The sequence below is a fragment of the Allobosea sp. 05T422_2 genome, from assembly GCF_056396265.1.
Window position 1 is genome coordinate 22,767 of sequence record NZ_JBFTLD010000034.1, and the last position, 15,911, is coordinate 38,677.

The window sequence follows — 15,911 nt, forward strand, 5'->3', positions numbered from 1 at the left end:
GGATCTGCGCAGCGGGGACGATGCGAAACGGATCAGAAGGTTGGCAGCGGCGGCAGCGGACCGCCGACCCACTTCTCGGAGATCGCGTTCAGTTCGCCGTTCTGCTTGATGTAGTAGATCATGTTGTTGAGCCACTGCTTCAGCTCATAGGCGTCCTTGCGAACGGTCATCGAGTTCGGCTGCATGCCGAAGACGAACTTGAGCTCGGTCTCGGTTTCGCCGCGCGCCTTGATCGCGGCGTTCGCCTGGGCGTCTGGCCCGGCGATGGCTTCGACCTGGCCGGAGAACAGCGCCTGCATCGTGGTCGCGTCATCCTCGAAGCGCAGGATCGTGAGGTTGAGCTCTTTCTCGCGATTGGTGAATTCCCGCTCGACGCTGGATCCGCGATTGACGCCGACCTTGCGGCCCTTGAGATCGGCCCAGTCTTTGATGGGCGTGCCCTTCTTGGCGTAGATGCCGGTCTGGAAGGCGCTGTAGGGGATGGTGAACATCACCGCCTTCGCGCGTTCCGGTGTCGGCGCCAGCGTCGCGACGAGGAAGTCGACCTTGCCGGCCTCGAGGGCGGGAATGCGGGCCGGCGGCGTCAGCTGGACGATCTCGACCGGCAATCCGAGATACTTGCCGATCAGGGCGGTGACGTCGGCATCATAGCCGATCGCATTGCCTTGCGAGTCGACGGAGCCATAGGGCGGCGCGCCGATCAGCACGCCGACGCGGACCTTGCCGCGCTTGACGATTTCCGTGACCGACTGGGCCGAGGCATGAGCGGCCGGGAGCGCGCCGGCGCCCAGCGCGAACAGCATCCCGATCATTCTGAGATTCTTGAACAGGCTCATGGTGCGTTTCCTTGTTGCGATCTGCTTCATTGGCGACCGGCTTCGTGGCGTCCGGTTCGTTGAGAGGAGAGCAGGCGTGGTCGTTCAGGCAGTCTGGCGCGCCTCCCGTACGAGATTGATGAGGGGTTCCCCGGCGAAGCTGCGCTTGATGTTGTCGGCGATGGTCTGCTGGCGGCGCCGGATCGTCCCGCTCGTCCAACCCGACATATGCGGGGTCATCACGATGTTCGGCAGCTCGTGAAAAGGCAGCTCGGAGGGCAGCGGATTGGCGGAGGCCGGGCCCGGGTAGCGATACCAGGTGTCGATCACCGCCCCGCCGATGCGCTTGCCCTTCAGGGCCTCGAACAGCGCCGTCTCGTCGATCGTCGGGCCGCGCCCGACATTGAAGATCAGCGCGTCGCGGCGCATCGCCGCGAAGGCTGCGGCGCCGACGAGGCCATTCGTTTCCGGCGTCAGCGGCACGGAGACTACGATGGCGTCAGCCGAGCCCCAGAATTCCTCCAGCCGATCGAGCGTGAAGGCGCGGTCGACGAGATCGGAGACCGGGACAGCGCTGCGATTGGCGACATGGACCTTCATCTCGAAGGCCTTGGCGCGCCGCGCGATCGCCTTGCCGATATGGCCGAAGCCGAGCAGGCCGATGGTCTTGCCGACGATCTCGCCATGGACGCGCGCAGGTGAGCCGGCCCAATAGGCCCAGTCGCCGCGGCGCAGCTTCGCGTCGGCATCCGCCAGGGGGATATGCCGGGCCAGCAGCGCGCTCATGACATATTCCGCTATCGCCTGTTCATGGCCGAAGCAGTTACAGACATTGGCCACAGGCGGAAGCAAAGCAAGGTCGACCGCGTCATAGCCGGCACCTGGCACATGGAAGAGCTTGAGCCCGGACGGGACCGGCAGGCTGGCATCGAACTTCACGCCGATGATGACATCCGCCTGCGCATAGGCCTGCTGGTCGGCGCCGACGCCGAGCCCGTCCGGCAGAATGCGAATTTCGGCCCCGGGGCCGACGAGTTCGGCAAAGCCGGAGCTGAAGGAGGCGGCGTTCTCGCCATGGAAGATGATGCGCATGGGGTCCACTGGCCTGTTGCGTTTCAGGCGCCGAGCAGGGGCTCGACGCTGCAATCGAGTAAAGAAGGGTCGATGCGGGCCTCCATCTCGTCGAACATACTGTCGACGAATTCGATCAGCGCGTCGGAGGCCGCGACTGCGCGTTCGGCATGGCGGGTCGCGATCGCGTTCAGCACGGCGAGATGGTGGTCGATCGTGCCGTCGAGCGTGGTCTTCTCGGCCATGTAGCTGTGGTAAATGAAGCCGATGCGCCGGAAGATGGTGTGCAGCGGGCGCAGCGTGTGTTCGAGAAACGGCTCGCCCGCGGCGGCCAGCACCATCTGGTCGATCCTGCGATCGAGCGCATTGAACTCGGCAAGCGTCAGCCCGTCGCGCTTCTCGCGCAGCAGGCGTTCCATGTGCAGCATCTGGTTGCGATGCGAGGGGCCGGCGCGTTCTGCCGCGAGGCGAATGACGAAGCGTTCGATGTCGCGGCGCAGATGCAGCAGCACGCGTTCCCGGGCGAGGTCGATCGGCGCGATTTGCAGGCCATGACGCGGGCGGATGATGATCAGCGTGTCGGCGGCGAGACGGTTGACGGCATGATGCACCGGGGTGCGGCCGAAGCCGGTCAGGTCCTGCAGGTCCTGCATGGCGAGAAAACGGCCGGGCGCGAGCTCGCATTTGACGAGCAGTTCCTCGATCCGGTGATAGGCGAGTTCGAAGAGATTGATGCGATTGCGCCGTGGCGGCACGCTCGTCTCACCCTCTGCGACCAGCCGCGGGCGGCTTGGGCGCTTGGCCATGTCCCGTCTCCTCAGTCGTGGAACTCGTTGAACGGATCCATCTTGGCGTCGACCATAAACATGTTGTGATATTTTACAAGCACTCCTATGGTCGCCTCGTTTCGAGGGGGCGAGGCTGTCATCGGGCTCGCCTGTTTCGCACTCAACCAAGGCGTTCCCCGGCAAGAAACCCGGTGAAGAACGCCAGCCGCCAGGGAGGCAGGCCGTGAAGATCACCGCCATCGAGACGTTGCGGACCGAAGAATTCGCCAATGTCCTGTGGGTTCGCGTGCATACCGATGCGGGCATCATCGGTCTCGGCGAGACCTTCTATGGGGCAGGGGCGGTMGAGGCGCATCTGCACGACACGCTCGCCATGCGGCTGCTCGGAAAGAACCCGCTGCACATCGAGGCATTGCACAGAGAGATGACGAACCTGCCGATGGCGCAGGCCTCGACCGGCGTCGAGTCGCGTGCGACCTCGGCGGTCGATATCGCCTTGTGGGATGTCTTCGGAAAGGTTTGCGGCCAGCCGGTGCACCAGATGCTCGGCGGCCTCTGCCGTGACAAGCAGCGCATCTACAATACCTGTGCGGGGTACAAATATGTCCGCTCGCAGAACATCAAGCCGGTCTCGACCTGGAATCTGGGGGATGCATCAGGTCCCTATGAGGACCTCGACGGCTTCATGAACCGTGCCGATGCCGTCGCCGAGAGCCTGCTCGAAAGCGGCATCACGGCCATGAAGATCTGGCCCTTCGACCCGGCCGCGATCGAAAATCAGGGGCTTTTCATCAGCCCCGACCAGATGCGGAAGGCGATCGAGCCGTTCGAGAAGATCCGCAAGGCGGTAGGCGACAAGATCGAGATCATGGTCGAGTTCCATTCGCTCTGGAATCTGCCGACCGCGATCAAGATCGCCCGTGCGCTCGAACCCTACAGCCCGACCTGGTACGAGGATCCGATCCGGATGAACTCGCCACAGGCGCTGGCCGAATTCGCCCGTTCGACCACGGTTTCGGTCTGCGCCAGCGAGACGCTGGGCTCGCGTTTCCCCTATAAGGACATGCTCGACCACGACGCCATGCACATTGTCATGGCCGACCTGTGCTGGACCGGGGGGCTGACCGAAGGGCGCAAGATCGCCGCCATGGCGGAGACCTATCACCGCCCCTTCGCCCCGCATGACTGCATCGGCCCGGTCGGCTTTATCGCCGCGATCCATGCCTCCTTCAGCCAGCCCAACACGCTGATCCAGGAATCGGTGCGGGCCTTCTACACCGGCTGGTACAAGGAACTCGTCGACACCATGCCGGTGATCAAGGACGGTTATGTCCTGCCGATGGAAGGGCCGGGGCTCGGCGTCGAACTCCTGCCCGCCGTCTTCGAACGCTCGGACCTCATCGTTCGTCGCTCCAGCCTGTAAGGACGATGCCCATGACCAACCCTCTTTTCGATCTCACCGGCAAGACCGCGCTGGTGACAGGCTCCTCGCGTGGGCTCGGCCGCGCCATGGCGGAAGGACTGGCTGTTGCAGGTGCTCGCATCCTGATCAACGGCACGGACCCTGAGCGCGTCGCACAGGCCGTCGCGGAGTTCCGGGCGGCGGGCCACCAGACGGATGCGGCGCCATTCGACGTGACCAACGAGCCCGAGATTCTGCGGGCCTTCGAGGGCTTCGATGCCGCAGGTATTGCGGTCGATATCCTCGTCAACAATGCCGGCATTCAGTTCCGCAAGCCGATGGTCGAGCTCGCCACGGCGGACTGGCAGCGCGTCATCGACACCAACCTGACCTCGGCCTTCATGATCGGGCGCGAGGCGGCCAAGCGCATGATCGCGCGCGGCCATGGCAAGGTCGTCAATATCGGATCGCTGACGAGCGAACTCGCCCGCGCGACGGTCGCGCCCTATACGGTTGCCAAGGGCGGCATCAAGATGCTGACGCGGGCCATGGCGGCGGAATGGGCCGAGCATGGCATCCAGGCCAATGCGATCGGCCCGGGCTACATGATCACCGACATGAACCAGGCCCTGATCGAGAACCCGAGCTTCGACGCCTGGGTCAAGGGCCGCACGCCGGCCAGGCGCTGGGGCAGGCCGGAGGAGCTTGTCGGGGCCGCCGTGTTTCTGGCCTCATCGGCATCGGACTACGTCAACGGCCAGATCATCTATGTCGATGGCGGGATGTCATCGGTTCTGTGATGGACACCAGGCGTTTGTCGCCGCGCCACTCGCCCCGCCGCTTCAGACCGGCGCGAGGTTCAGCGCGGCGCGCGCCTCGGCGGGCGTGGCCGGTCGGCGGCCGTGGCGGCGGATCAGCTCGACGGCGAGGCTGATCAGCTCGGCATTGCCGCTCGCCAGCCGGTCCTTGCTGATGCGGATATTGTCCTCCAGCCCGGTGCGGACCGCGTCAGCGCCGCGGGCGAGCGCCCAGTCCATCACCCGCATTTGGTCGCGCCCGATGCCGGCGGCCGTCCAGGTGGCGCCCGGGATGACCCGCCTGGTCTCGGCGAGCAGGATGTCGAGCAGCACCTCGTCGGCCGGCATCGCATTCCGGACGCCCATCACGAACTGGATATGCGGGCGCGGTCCGATCAGCCCCTCGTCAACGAGGCGGCGCGCGGCGTGGATATGCGAGAGGTCGAAGATCTCGATCTCGGGTGCGATCCGATGCTCCAGCATCCGCGCCGCGAGATCGTTCACCAGGCTCGTCGGGTTCTCGTAGACGATCGTCGGAAAATTCACCGAGCCGGTCGAGAGCGAGGCCATGTCCGGACGATGCACCAGGCTCAGGCCGCGCGCCGCCGGGTCGCGCCCGCGGCCTCCGGTCGAGAACTGGACGATCATGCCCGGGCAGGCCCGGCGAATGCCGTCCTGCACCTCAGCGAAACGCTCCGGATCGGACGAAGGCGTCTCGTCGTCATGGCGGACATGGATATGGACGAGACTGGCGCCCGCCTCGAAGGCGGCGCGGGTCGAGGCGACCTGCTCGGCCGGCAGCACGGGCAGGTTCGGATTGTCCTTCTTGCGCGGCACGGAGCCGGTGATGGCGACCGCCACCACGACGGGACGAGTGGTCATGGCATCTGTCATCCCTGGTCTCCGCCGCCGGCCGGCAGCACGGTTCCGTTGATATAGGACGCATCGTCCGAGGCCAGGAACAGGATGGCGGCTGCGATCTCGCCGAGCTGTCCGTAGCGGCCGAGATGCGAGGCGCTGAGCGTCTGGTCGACGACCTGCTGCATCCACTGCTTGTCGGCCTCGGTCTGCACGTCGGTTCCCCGTGGAATCCGGCGGGGCGGCGCATCCACGCCACCCGACGCCACGGCGTTGACGCGGATATTCGTGCCCGCAAGCTCGAAGGCGAGCGAGGCGGTCAGCGCGTTCACGCCGCCCTTGGCCGCGGAATAGGGAATGCGGTTGATGCCCTTGGTCGCGATCGAGGAGACATTGACGATCGCGCCGCGTCCCTGCTCCAGCATATAGGGCAGCACGGTGCGGCAGCCCCACAGCGTCGGAAACAGCGAACGGCTGATCTCCGCGGCGATCTGGCGTTCGTCGAATTCCTGGAAGGGCCGCATCCAGATCGCGCCGCCGACGTTGGTCACCAGCACGTCGATGGCGCCGAAGCTCTCCTGCGCGCGCGCCATCACCCGCTCATTCCCGGCGAAGGTCTCGAGATCCTCCTCCAGCGCGATGACGCGCCCTGGCCCGAAGGCCGAGGTGATCTCCTGCGCGACCTCCTGGACGATGGCCGAGCGGTCGACGATCGTCAGTCTTGCCCCTTCGGCGGCCGCATCCAGCGCCACCTGCTTGCCGACGCCCTGGGCCGCGCCGGTGACGACAAGGCTGCGCCCTTCGAACCGGCGGCCGCGCGTGGATGGCTGGGACATGGTCGATCTCCGGGATTATGCCGCCACGAGGGCGGGGACTGGACGGTTTGGCACCGTCGCCGGTCGGGCGGGCGGCGAAGGCCGCCGCGCCGCTTGGCGCTGTCCGTGACAGTCTATGGCGGGGCACCCTGGCCGGGTGCCAGGCCGGTGAGCGAGGGCCTCAGCCGGCGGTGACGTGGGTGCGGCTGACCTGCGTCTGCGGCACGCCCTCGCGCTCCTTGGTCAGCACGATGTCGAAGGTCGTGCGGGCGAACGGGCGGTTCAGACCGGCATTGCGGATCGCGTCCGCGTCGACGACGCGGTCCAGCGTGACGACGAGCTCGTCGCGGGTGCCGAAGGCGAAGTCCGTGTAGAGGTATTTGTCGCCGGTGAAGTTGAACTGCGTCGTCAGCTGGCGGTGGCCCGGCGCCGAAATGAAGTAATGGACATGGGCCGGGCGCTCAGCATGTCGGCCGAGTGCGGTCATCAATTGGCGCGTCGCGCTTTCCGGCGGGCAACCATAGCCATTCGGCACGATCGTGCGGGCGCGATAGTGGCCCTGTTCATCCGTCTCGATGCGACGGCGCAGATTGTAGGGCGCCTGCTCGCCATCGATGAAGGAATATCCGCCCTTGGAATTGGCGTGCCAGAGGTCGACGATCGCGCCGGCAATCGGCTTGCCGTCCTCGTCCGTGACCTGGCCTTCGATGATGAAGATCTCGCCGGGATCGGTGCCGTCATCCATGCGGGCCTCGCCCTTGGAGAGCGGCGCGCCGGGCACATAGAGCGGCCCTTCGATGGTGCGCATCGTGCCGCCCTTGAGACCGGCAAGCCGTTCGGCCTCGTCGAGCCGCAGGTCGAGGAAATGCTCGAGCACGATGCCGGGGACGAGCAGGCCGAGCTCGTCATTCTTCGCGGCCCTGCCGATGAAGGCGACCGCTGCCCAGAATTCGTCCATCGAGACGTCGCACTCGTCGATCACCTGCATGATCCGGTAGAGCAGCTGGGCCGTGACGGCCTTGGTGCGCGGGTCGCCCTTGTCATTGTCCATCCCGGCCGCACGGGCGGCGAGATCCTTCTTGTCCTCGTCGGAGATCAGGTTGATGGGCATGGCGGTTCCTCGTGTTCTGGTGATTGGCGGCCATTTCAGGCCGCAGCCGTTGTTTGTCAGCGGTCGTCGTCATGCACGGACGACGGGTGGCGGCAGAGTGCCGTGACCTTCACGTCCATGTAGGGGAAGAGGGGCAGCTCCGAGAGAATGTCGTGCAGCGCCTGCGGGCTCTCGACGTCGAAGATGCTGGTGTTGGCATAGCGCCCGGCATGACGCCAGAGATGGCGCCAGAGCCCGGCCCGCTGCAGCTCCTGCGCACGCTTGCGTTCGCTCGCCTTCAGCGCGGTCGCCGTCTCGACCGGCAGGTCGGGCGGGATCCGGACATCCATTTCAACCTGGAACAGCATGATCTCTAGAACCCCGTCTTGGCGCGTGGCAGCACATGGACCGAGCGCTCGGTGCGGTCGCGCCGGAAGCGGCTCAGTTGAGCTTCGGACAGCGTCACGCCGAGTCCCGGCGCCGTCGGCACGGTGAGGCCGAAATCGGCATAGTCGAGCGGCGTCTCAAGGATCTCCTCGGTCAGCAGCAGCGGGCCGAACAGCTCCGTACCCCATTCCAGCTTGCCGATGGTCGAGAAGAGATGGGCCGAGGCCGCAGTGCCGATGCCGCCTTCCAGCATCGTGCCGCCATAGAGTCCGATGCCGGCGGCTTCCGCGATCGCGGCCACCTTGGCCGCGGCGAAGAGCCCGCCGGATTGTTCGATCTTCAGCGCGAACACGTCGGCGGCGGCGAGGGCAGCGATGGCGARGGCGGTTTCCGGGCCGTTCAGCGCCTCGTCCGCCATGATCGCGACCGGCGTCTCGCGGGCCAGCCGGGCGAGCGCGCCGAGATTGCGGAAGGCGACGGGTTGTTCGATGAGCTCGACACCGGCGGCGGCGAGCGCCGGCAGCATCGCCGACGCGGTGGCTTCCGACCAGGCCTGGTTGATGTCGACGCGCACCGAGGCGCGGTCACCGAGCGCGCGCTTGATCGCAGCGACATGGGCGACATTGGCGCCGGGATCGCCCTTGCCGATCTTGAGCTTGAAGATGTTGTGGCGGCGGCGCGCCAGCATCTCCTCGGCTTCCGCGATGTCGCGGCCGGTGTCGCCGCTGGCCAGCGTCCAGGCCACGGGCAGCCGGTCATGCTGGCGCCCGCCGAGCAGTTCGGAAATCGGCAGGCCGACGCGCTGGCCGAGCGCATCGAGCAGGGCCGTCTCGACGGCGCATTTGGCGAAATGATTGCCCTGGACCGACATGGCGATGGTCGCCATCGTCCGGGCGATGCGGCTTGGATCGCTGGCGAGCAGGATCGGCGCGAGATAGGTATCGATCGCGAGCTGCATGCCCTCCGGGCTCTCGGGACCATAGGCCAGCCCGCCGATCGTGGTGCCTTCGCCAATCCCGACCACGCCGTCCGACAGATGCAGCCGCACGATCATCAATGTCTGGCGATGCATCGTCGTCATCGCCAGCTGGTGCGGGCGGATGGTCGGCAGATCGACCAGAATCGTCTCGACCTGTTGAATCCGCGGACCTTCAGACACGTTTCGCTCCCATATTCATTGAAGCAAAGGCTAGAACGCGCCATTCCCGGGGAACAGGATCGATTGGGTGTATTTTGATACCCGAAGGGTATGGAGCCCCGCGAGGGCGTGATTAGCGGGGCGGCCCCGCCTGCGCCTCGCATCGGGCACAAAAAAGAGGGACGCGACCGGCCTTTCGGCGGTCGCGTCCCGGGTTGTTCTCCCGGCTTCGCCTATGCCTGATGCAGCCGCATGAGGCTCACCGGATCGCCGGAGCGGCGGCGGCCGGTGCGGGCGAGGCGAGGGCGGCGCCGACTGCCGGCCGAACCATCAGCGTCGCCAGCGCCGCGATCACCAGCGGAATGGCAAGCGTCATGAAGTAGCCGGACGGACCCACGCCGGTCAGCAATGTGCCGCCGATCGCGGAGCCGATGATCGCTCCCGAGCGACCGACGCCGATGCCCCAGCCCGTGGCCGTTGCGCGCAGCTGCGTCGGGTAGGTATTCGAGATCAGATAGTTCAGCACGAGTTGCTGGCCACCGATGCCGAAGCCGGCAAGGGCGATGAGGGAGAAGACCAGCGGCCAGCGGTCGCCCGCGAAGCCCAGCCCGAGCGCAACCGCGATCCCGACGGCGAACATGCCGATCAGGAGCTTTCGCGGGTCGACCTTCGGCAGGAAGGACGAAAGCGGCAGGGCCATGATGATGAAGGCGGCGTTGACGACGACGGTACCATAGGCGGCCTGGGCCTTTTCCAGGCCGAGCGTTGTGAGCGCGGTCGGCAGCCAGAGCAGCAGCAGGAACCAGGCGATCCAGTTGAACAGGTAGATGGCGGAGATCGCGACGGTGACGCGGCGATAGCCCGCCTCGAACAGGCCGGCGATGGAGCCGCCATGCACGACCCTGCCGGCGCTGACGAGGCGCATCTGGTCGGGGATCGGCTGGCCGGTCATCTGCCGGAGCAGGCGGCGGGCCTCGTCCTGCCTGTCGTTCTGCTTGCGCGAGACGAGATAGGCGGGCGATTCCGGCAGGAGGAAATAGGTGATGACCATCAGCCCGAGCGGCAGGAGGCCTCCGACCAGGAAAATCCCGCGCCAGCCCAGGATCGGCAGCCAGCTCGCCGCGATCAGGCCGCCGAGCATGGCGCCGGCCGGCAGGCCGAGCAGCACCCCGGTGATCATCGTGCCGCGCCGGGAAGCGGGGCTGTATTCACCCGCCAGCGCCAGGAGCGAGGGCGTGGCCCCGCCCATGCCGAGGCCGATCAGGAAGCGCAGTACGATGATCTGCGTCGGCGATGTCGCGTAGGCGCCCATCAGGGAGAACACCCCGAATAGGAAGATGGCGATCAGGATCGCCTTGCGCCGGCCATAGCGGTCCCCGAAGCTGCCGAGGCCGATCGCACCGAGCGTCATGCCGATCGTGCTGGCGGTGATGACCCAGGTCAGGTCGGCGGCCTTCATGCCGAAATCCTGCGCGATCGCGGGTCCGATGAAGGCGATCGACTGGGTGTCGAAGCCGTCGAGCAGGGCGATGACGAAGCAGAGTGCGACCACGGCCCATCTGCGGCCCGTCATCGAACCTGCATCGATGATGTCCTTGATGTCTTGTGTGCCGGCGGGTGGACTGGACATGGGCGTTCCTCAGATCTGTGTTTTTTGTGGGTATGAACGGGAAAGATCGCGCCGTAGCTCGGCAGCGACGCGCTCGGCCTGCTCGATGGCGAGCAGATGGGCTGCGGGCGAGAGCACGACGAGGCGTGAGCCGGCGATGCCCGTGTACAGGGCTTCAGCCATCGCGAGCGGCGTCGCGGGATCCTCGCGGCCGGCGATCACGGTCGTGGGAGCAATCACCCGGTGCAGCAGCGGGCGCAGATCCATCCGGCCGATCGCCTCGCAGCAGGCGGCGTAGCCGTCCCGGTCGATGGCGGCGAATTCGCCAGCCACCGCGTCCGTGGCGCTGCGATGGGCGTCGCGGAAGCCCGGCGTGAACCAGCGCTCCATCGTGGCCGCGAGGATCGCTCGCGTGCCGTCGCGCCGCACCAGCCCGGCACGCTCCTCCCAGGCCTCGCGCGTCGGCATATAGGCCGTCGTCGCCATCAGGGTCAGGCCGGCCAGACGCGCCGGGTGCCGCGCGGCAAAGGCCTGGCCGATCATCCCGCCAAGCGAGAGGCCGGCGACATGGGCGCGCGTCAGGTCGAGATGATCGAGCAGGGCGGCGAGATCATCGGCAAGATCGGCGATCTCGAAGGGCGAGGGGCCGTGGTTCGAGCCGCCATGGCCGCGCGTGTCGTAACGCACGCAGCGATATTCGGCCGAGAGCTCGCTGGCGATGGCGTCCCACATCCGATGCGTGGTGCCGAGCGAATTCGAGAAGACCAGGGCCGGCGCGGAGCCCGGCCCGGTGACCGTGTAGAACAGGCGCAGGCCCGGTCCGGTTTCGAGATAGGGCATGATCAGGCTCGCCGGCTTCGGCCGCGGCGCCCCGACAGGGCAGCCGGCGCGCGTTTCGCAAGCCGCGCTGGCGCGGGCCGCAACGGTTCGGTCTCAGACATGGCTCTCCGGCGGCTCTGACGGCCAGCTCAGGTTCGCGGCGGAGTGTTCCTCCTGCGCGAACGCTTCTTCCCTGCTTGTCAGGCTAGGCAGGCATGGTGTCGCTGGACAGGATCGTTTTGGTGTAAATTAATACCCCTACGGTATGGAAGCCCGCTTCCCTGCCGATGCGGTGGGGAAGCCGGGCAGTCGCCCGCGAGCATGTGACAACCGCCGCGATGGCGGTCTCCGGGGTGCAGCCGCCCTGCATCGATCGGAGAGCGGGAGGAGCAGGCAGCGATGGATCTGCGTCATCTGCGCTATTTCACGACCGTCGCCGCCGAAGGCTCGTTCAGCCGCGCCGCCGAGAAGCTCCATATCGCCCAGCCGCCGCTGAGCCGGCAGATTCAGCAGCTGGAGGAGGAGCTTGGCGTGAGCCTGCTCGATCGTGGCCGGCCGATCACGATGACCGAGGCCGGGCGCTATCTCTTCGAGCAGGGGCAACAGGTGCTGCAGCGCGTCGAGGAGATGAGCGCCATGACGACGCGCATCGGCAAGCGCCTGGTGCTGCAGTTCAATGTCGGCTTCGTCGCCTCGACGCTCTACGACACGCTGCCGCAACTGATCCGCGATTTTCGCATCCTGGTGCCGGATGTCGAGGTCCAGCTCCTCGAGATGACGACGCTGGAGCAGATCTCGGCCCTGAAGGACGGTCGCATCGATGTCGGCTTCGGACGCCTGCGCTTCGATGACGACATGCTGGTGCGAAAGGTGCTACGCGAGGAAGGATTATGCGTGGCGGTCGGCGGGGCCCATGCGCTGCTGGCAAGCGGCCGGAAGCCGAAGCTGGCCGATCTCGAGGCGGAACCTCTGATCCTGTATCCGAAGGCGCCCCGGCCGAGCTATGCCGATCAGGTCCTGTCCTTCTATCGCGAGGCGGGGGTCAGGCCGCGCATCGGCATGGAGGTCCGGGACGTGCAGACCGCGCTCGGCCTGGTCGCCTCGGGCGTCGGGATTTGCGTCGTTCCGGCCTCGGTCCGGCGCTTCGGCCGCGACGATGTCCAGTTCCTCGATCTCGACGAGAGATTCACCAGCCCCATCATCGTCAGCTATCGCCGGAACGACACCTCGCTCCTGCTGCAGCAGATCATCGGACTGGCGGGCTGAGGGAGCGCGAGAGGCGCATCCGCCCGGCATCCTGCCCCCTGAGGGGCGGGCGTTCCTGGCTTCACAGGGGTTGAGCCTCCGAGACAGCTTTCAATCCTCGTGCTTCAGGGCGCCACGCGTCATCCAGCCGTGCCTGCCTGGCGGTCGCGACGCCGGCCTGCGCGACGGTATAGGCTGCGCGCAGGCAAAGATCCTCGCGCCAGGGCGGGGCGATCAACTGCACGCCGACCGGCAGGCCGGCCCCGAAGACCGGCACGGCTGCGACCGGCAGGCCGATGCAGGAGATCGGTTGGGTGAACAGGCCGAGATTGGGCCGCAGCGCGACCGTCTCGCCCCGCAGCACCATGGTCTTGCTGCCGATTTCCGGTGCGACGCAGGGCGTGGCCGGCGCGATGATCAGGTCGACCGTTTGAAACAGCTGCATCATCTCGTCATGGAACCAGCGCCGTGCCCGCTGCGCCTGGAGATACCAGGCCGTCGGCTGCAGCGCGCCGGCGAGGAAGCGGTCGCGGGTCTCCGGGTCGAAATCATCGGCGCGCTGCTGCAGCCGCGTGAGATGGAAGGCCGAACTCTCGCCATTGGTGATCAGGAAGGCAGCCGCCCGGGCGATGCCCGCTCCGGCGATATCGAGCGCCCGCGTCGCACCCAGCGCCTGCGCGACTGCGGCGACGGCAGCTTCCGCTTCGGGCATCCCATCGGTCGAGAAATAGCCGCCGGCGACCGCGATACGCAGGCCGTCGACGCCCTGCTTCAGCGTCGGCAGGGTCGCCTCGGCCGCCTGTCGCGCACAGGCCGGATCTCCCGCATCATGGCCCAGCATCAGGTCATAGGCCATCGCGAGGTCGGTCACGTCCCGGGCGAAGGGGCCGAGATGGTCGAGCGAGTCGCAGAACGGAAAGCTGCGCGTGCGCGGCAGCCGGCCATAGGTCGGCTTGAGCCCGAAGACGCCGCAAAGCGAACTCGGCACGCGGATCGACCCGTTCGTGTCGGAGCCGAGCGAGATCGGGGCGAGCCCCGCGGCCGTCGCGGCGCCTGATCCGGAGGATGAACCTCCGGCCACGCGGCTGAGGTCATGCGGATTGYGGCAGGGGCCGTCATGCGCGTTCTCGCCGGTGAAGTCATAGGCGTATTCGCCCATGTTCAGGCCGCCGAGCAGCACGGCGCCGGCTTCCGTCAGGCGCTCGATCAGCACGGCATCGCGCGAGGCGGGCGGGCGCTCGCGGTTGATCTTCGAGCCGGCCCGTGTCGGCAGGCCGGCAATGTCGAACAKGTTCTTGGCGGCGAAGGGCACGCCGGCGAGGGGGCCGAGGGGCGCGCCGGCTGCGTGGCTGGCATCGGTCGCGCGTGCCTGCGCCAAGGCCCTCCCGGCGGTGACGTCGGTGAAGGCATTGATCGCCGGGTTCAGGCGTTCGATCCGCTGGAGGAAGCCGGTGATGACCGCTTCCGCGGTCATCACGCCCTCCCTGATATCGGCCGCGATACGGTGGGCCGGTGCGAAGGCATCGAAGCTCACGCGGGCTCTCCGTCATGCGGGCGCCCGGCGCGGAACACGCCGGCCGGCTCGAAGCTGGCCTCGTCGACGGGCGCGGCGAAGACGATCTCGGACATGGCCTTCGCCACTGCCAGGAATTGCAGGACGACCGGACGCTGCTCCTCGCTGATCGCCAGGCCGAGCGCGGGCGCCATCGCATCGCAATGGCGCGCCGCATCGAAGACGGGTTTCGGTTCGCTCATTCCGCCGGCTCCAGCTTGCCGCGGGGCTCGGTGGTCATCGTCTTCGCCGCGGTCACGACGGAGAGCGAGCGCGCGCAGAGGAAGAGGAAGCCCGCGACGATCGCATAGGCGAGGCTGATCGAGGGTGTGACGCCGAACCCCTTGCCGATGCCGATCGCCTCGCCATGCATCAGGCCGAAATAGGTCAGGACGGCGCCCGCGGCCGCAAAGCCTGCGGCGTGGAGGAACTGCTTCTCGATGACGAAGACGGCGATGGCGCCGAGCACCAGCCCGGACAGGATCGCGCCACCGCCCATCAGTTCGAGCCCGTGATAGAGCACGCCCATATTGGCCATCTTGTCGATGCCGACAGCAGCCGCATTGGTCCCCGCCGCGCCGAGTGCCCCGTCGATCAGCACCTTGGCCCAGGCCGCGAGATGCGGCGTCAGCGCCAGGACGATGGCAGGCGCATGGCTTGCCGGCGTGGTCTGGAAGGCCTGCGCGCCGATCAGCATGCCGATATAGAGCAGGATCGGCGAGATCGCGACGAGCGGGATCAGCGCCAGCAGCAGGGCGATGACGCCGAACCAGCACAGCACGATCACGATCAGCCCGGTCGCGGCGGAATAGCCGATGCGCCCGCCCATCGCCTTCCAGCCGGGGTGGCCGATATAGACGGCGTTGATGAAGGGGTTGCCCATCAGGCAGCCGATCAGGCTGACGACGCCGTCGGCGGTCAGTACCCGCGTCGTCGGGTAATGGTCACCGGCCGCTTCCGCGCTCTCGACATTGTCCATGGCCTCGACGAGATCATAGATGCCGAAGGGGATCGCCGTGACGAGGATGATGCCGAGATAGGAGAAGCCGGAGAAGACATGGTCGACTGCCGGCAGCGGCAGCGAGAAACCGAAGGTCGAGAAGGCGGCGCCCAGCTTGGCGAGGCTCAGGCCCCCGACATCGAGCCCGAGCAGCGCCGACCCCCAGGCGATGACCATGCCGAAGGCGATGGCGACCAGCCCCGCCGGGATGCTGCGGGGATAGCGCACGCCGCCGAACCAGCTGACCAGGATGATCGCAAGGCAGGTGAGACCGATCGCCGGTGTCAGGAAAATCTCGAGTGCCGGGCGCATCGAAATGAAGGCGATCGAGACGCCGGCCAGCGTGCCGAGCAGCGCCGCGCGCGGCGTGACCTTGCGGATATAGGGCGCGATGAAGCCGCCGGCCATCAGGATGAAGCTCTGGAAGAACACCCAGACGAGCCCGGCCTCCCAGCCCTTGATCGGATCGCCGGTCATGCTCGCGATCGGCAGCATGATCACGAAGGTGACGACGAACATATGCGG

The 15,911-nt window shown here is 67.0% G+C and carries 16 protein-coding genes; 3 read left to right on the plus strand and 13 right to left on the minus strand.

The window, feature by feature from the left end:
• Window positions 1–32: 32 nt before the first annotated feature.
• The 3 genes from AC1DJT_RS09030 to AC1DJT_RS09040 all read right to left on the minus strand — a co-directional run bounded on the left by AC1DJT_RS09030 (window position 33) and on the right by AC1DJT_RS09040 (window position 2,692).
• Window positions 33–836 (minus strand): transporter substrate-binding domain-containing protein, encoded by an 804-nt coding sequence (locus AC1DJT_RS09030; protein WP_441504612.1) that lies wholly within the window; start codon window positions 834–836, stop codon window positions 33–35.
• An 84-nt stretch (window positions 837–920) separates the two neighbouring features.
• Window positions 921–1,907 (minus strand): 2-hydroxyacid dehydrogenase, encoded by a 987-nt coding sequence (locus AC1DJT_RS09035; RefSeq protein WP_441504611.1) that lies wholly within the window; start codon window positions 1,905–1,907, stop codon window positions 921–923.
• A gap of 23 nt (window positions 1,908–1,930) precedes the next feature.
• The gene (locus tag AC1DJT_RS09040) at window positions 1,931–2,692 is read right to left on the minus strand and encodes a GntR family transcriptional regulator (RefSeq protein ID WP_441504610.1); all 762 of its coding nucleotides are present in this window, start codon (window positions 2,690–2,692) and stop codon (window positions 1,931–1,933) included.
• Window positions 2,693–2,897: 205 nt separating this feature from the next.
• Between AC1DJT_RS09040 and AC1DJT_RS09045 the strand changes: the two genes are divergently transcribed.
• Complete coding sequence (locus AC1DJT_RS09045; RefSeq protein WP_441504609.1) at window positions 2,898–4,097, plus strand: mandelate racemase/muconate lactonizing enzyme family protein; 1,200 nt, start codon at window positions 2,898–2,900, stop codon at window positions 4,095–4,097.
• Between the two features lie 11 nt (window positions 4,098–4,108).
• Window positions 4,109–4,876: an SDR family oxidoreductase gene (locus tag AC1DJT_RS09050; protein ID WP_441504608.1), complete on the plus strand. Its 768-nt coding sequence runs from the start codon at window positions 4,109–4,111 to the stop codon at window positions 4,874–4,876.
• Between the two features lie 42 nt (window positions 4,877–4,918).
• On the opposite strand, the gene AC1DJT_RS09055 is transcribed toward AC1DJT_RS09050, so the two are convergent.
• The 7 genes from AC1DJT_RS09055 to pcaD all read right to left on the minus strand — a co-directional run bounded on the left by AC1DJT_RS09055 (window position 4,919) and on the right by pcaD (window position 11,610).
• A complete protein-coding gene (locus AC1DJT_RS09055; protein WP_441504607.1) occupies window positions 4,919–5,755 on the minus strand; it encodes a 3-oxoadipate:acetyl-CoA acetyltransferase in 837 nt (278 codons plus the stop codon).
• 8 nt (window positions 5,756–5,763) lie between these two features.
• Entirely contained in the window at window positions 5,764–6,567 is an 804-nt protein-coding gene (benD, locus tag AC1DJT_RS09060; RefSeq protein ID WP_441504606.1) for a benzoate diol dehydrogenase BenD, read from the minus strand.
• 160 nt (window positions 6,568–6,727) lie between these two features.
• On the minus strand, window positions 6,728–7,657 hold the full coding sequence (locus AC1DJT_RS09065; protein ID WP_441504605.1) for a dioxygenase family protein: 930 nt from the start codon (window positions 7,655–7,657) through the stop codon (window positions 6,728–6,730).
• A 56-nt stretch (window positions 7,658–7,713) separates the two neighbouring features.
• Complete coding sequence (gene catC, locus AC1DJT_RS09070) at window positions 7,714–8,004, minus strand: muconolactone Delta-isomerase (RefSeq protein WP_043230486.1); 291 nt, start codon at window positions 8,002–8,004, stop codon at window positions 7,714–7,716.
• A gap of 5 nt (window positions 8,005–8,009) precedes the next feature.
• Window positions 8,010–9,182: a muconate/chloromuconate family cycloisomerase gene (locus AC1DJT_RS09075; protein WP_476833927.1), complete on the minus strand. Its 1,173-nt coding sequence runs from the start codon at window positions 9,180–9,182 to the stop codon at window positions 8,010–8,012.
• A gap of 238 nt (window positions 9,183–9,420) precedes the next feature.
• Window positions 9,421–10,791, minus strand: coding sequence for an MFS transporter (locus AC1DJT_RS09080; protein ID WP_441504603.1), 1,371 nt, complete (start codon window positions 10,789–10,791; stop codon window positions 9,421–9,423).
• 9 nt (window positions 10,792–10,800) lie between these two features.
• Window positions 10,801–11,610, minus strand: a complete 810-nt coding sequence (gene pcaD, locus AC1DJT_RS09085; RefSeq protein ID WP_441488506.1) for a 3-oxoadipate enol-lactonase — start codon at window positions 11,608–11,610, stop codon at window positions 10,801–10,803.
• Between the two features lie 378 nt (window positions 11,611–11,988).
• Between pcaD and AC1DJT_RS09090 the strand changes: the two genes are divergently transcribed.
• Window positions 11,989–12,855, plus strand: coding sequence for a LysR family transcriptional regulator (locus AC1DJT_RS09090; RefSeq protein ID WP_476833928.1), 867 nt, complete (start codon window positions 11,989–11,991; stop codon window positions 12,853–12,855).
• 61 nt (window positions 12,856–12,916) lie between these two features.
• Here the strand turns inward: AC1DJT_RS09090 and AC1DJT_RS09095 are convergent, their stop codons facing one another.
• The 3 genes from AC1DJT_RS09095 to AC1DJT_RS09105 form a co-directional block, all read right to left on the minus strand.
• The gene (locus AC1DJT_RS09095; protein WP_476833930.1) at window positions 12,917–14,308 is read right to left on the minus strand and encodes an AtzE family amidohydrolase; all 1,392 of its coding nucleotides are present in this window, start codon (window positions 14,306–14,308) and stop codon (window positions 12,917–12,919) included.
• A gap of 56 nt (window positions 14,309–14,364) precedes the next feature.
• A complete protein-coding gene (locus tag AC1DJT_RS09100) occupies window positions 14,365–14,589 on the minus strand; it encodes a DUF4089 domain-containing protein (RefSeq protein ID WP_441504601.1) in 225 nt (74 codons plus the stop codon).
• Window positions 14,586–15,911 (minus strand): regulator (locus tag AC1DJT_RS09105; protein WP_476833929.1); only part of this gene is annotated, 1,326 nt, incomplete at its 5' end. The genes AC1DJT_RS09100 and AC1DJT_RS09105, both read right to left, overlap by 4 nt.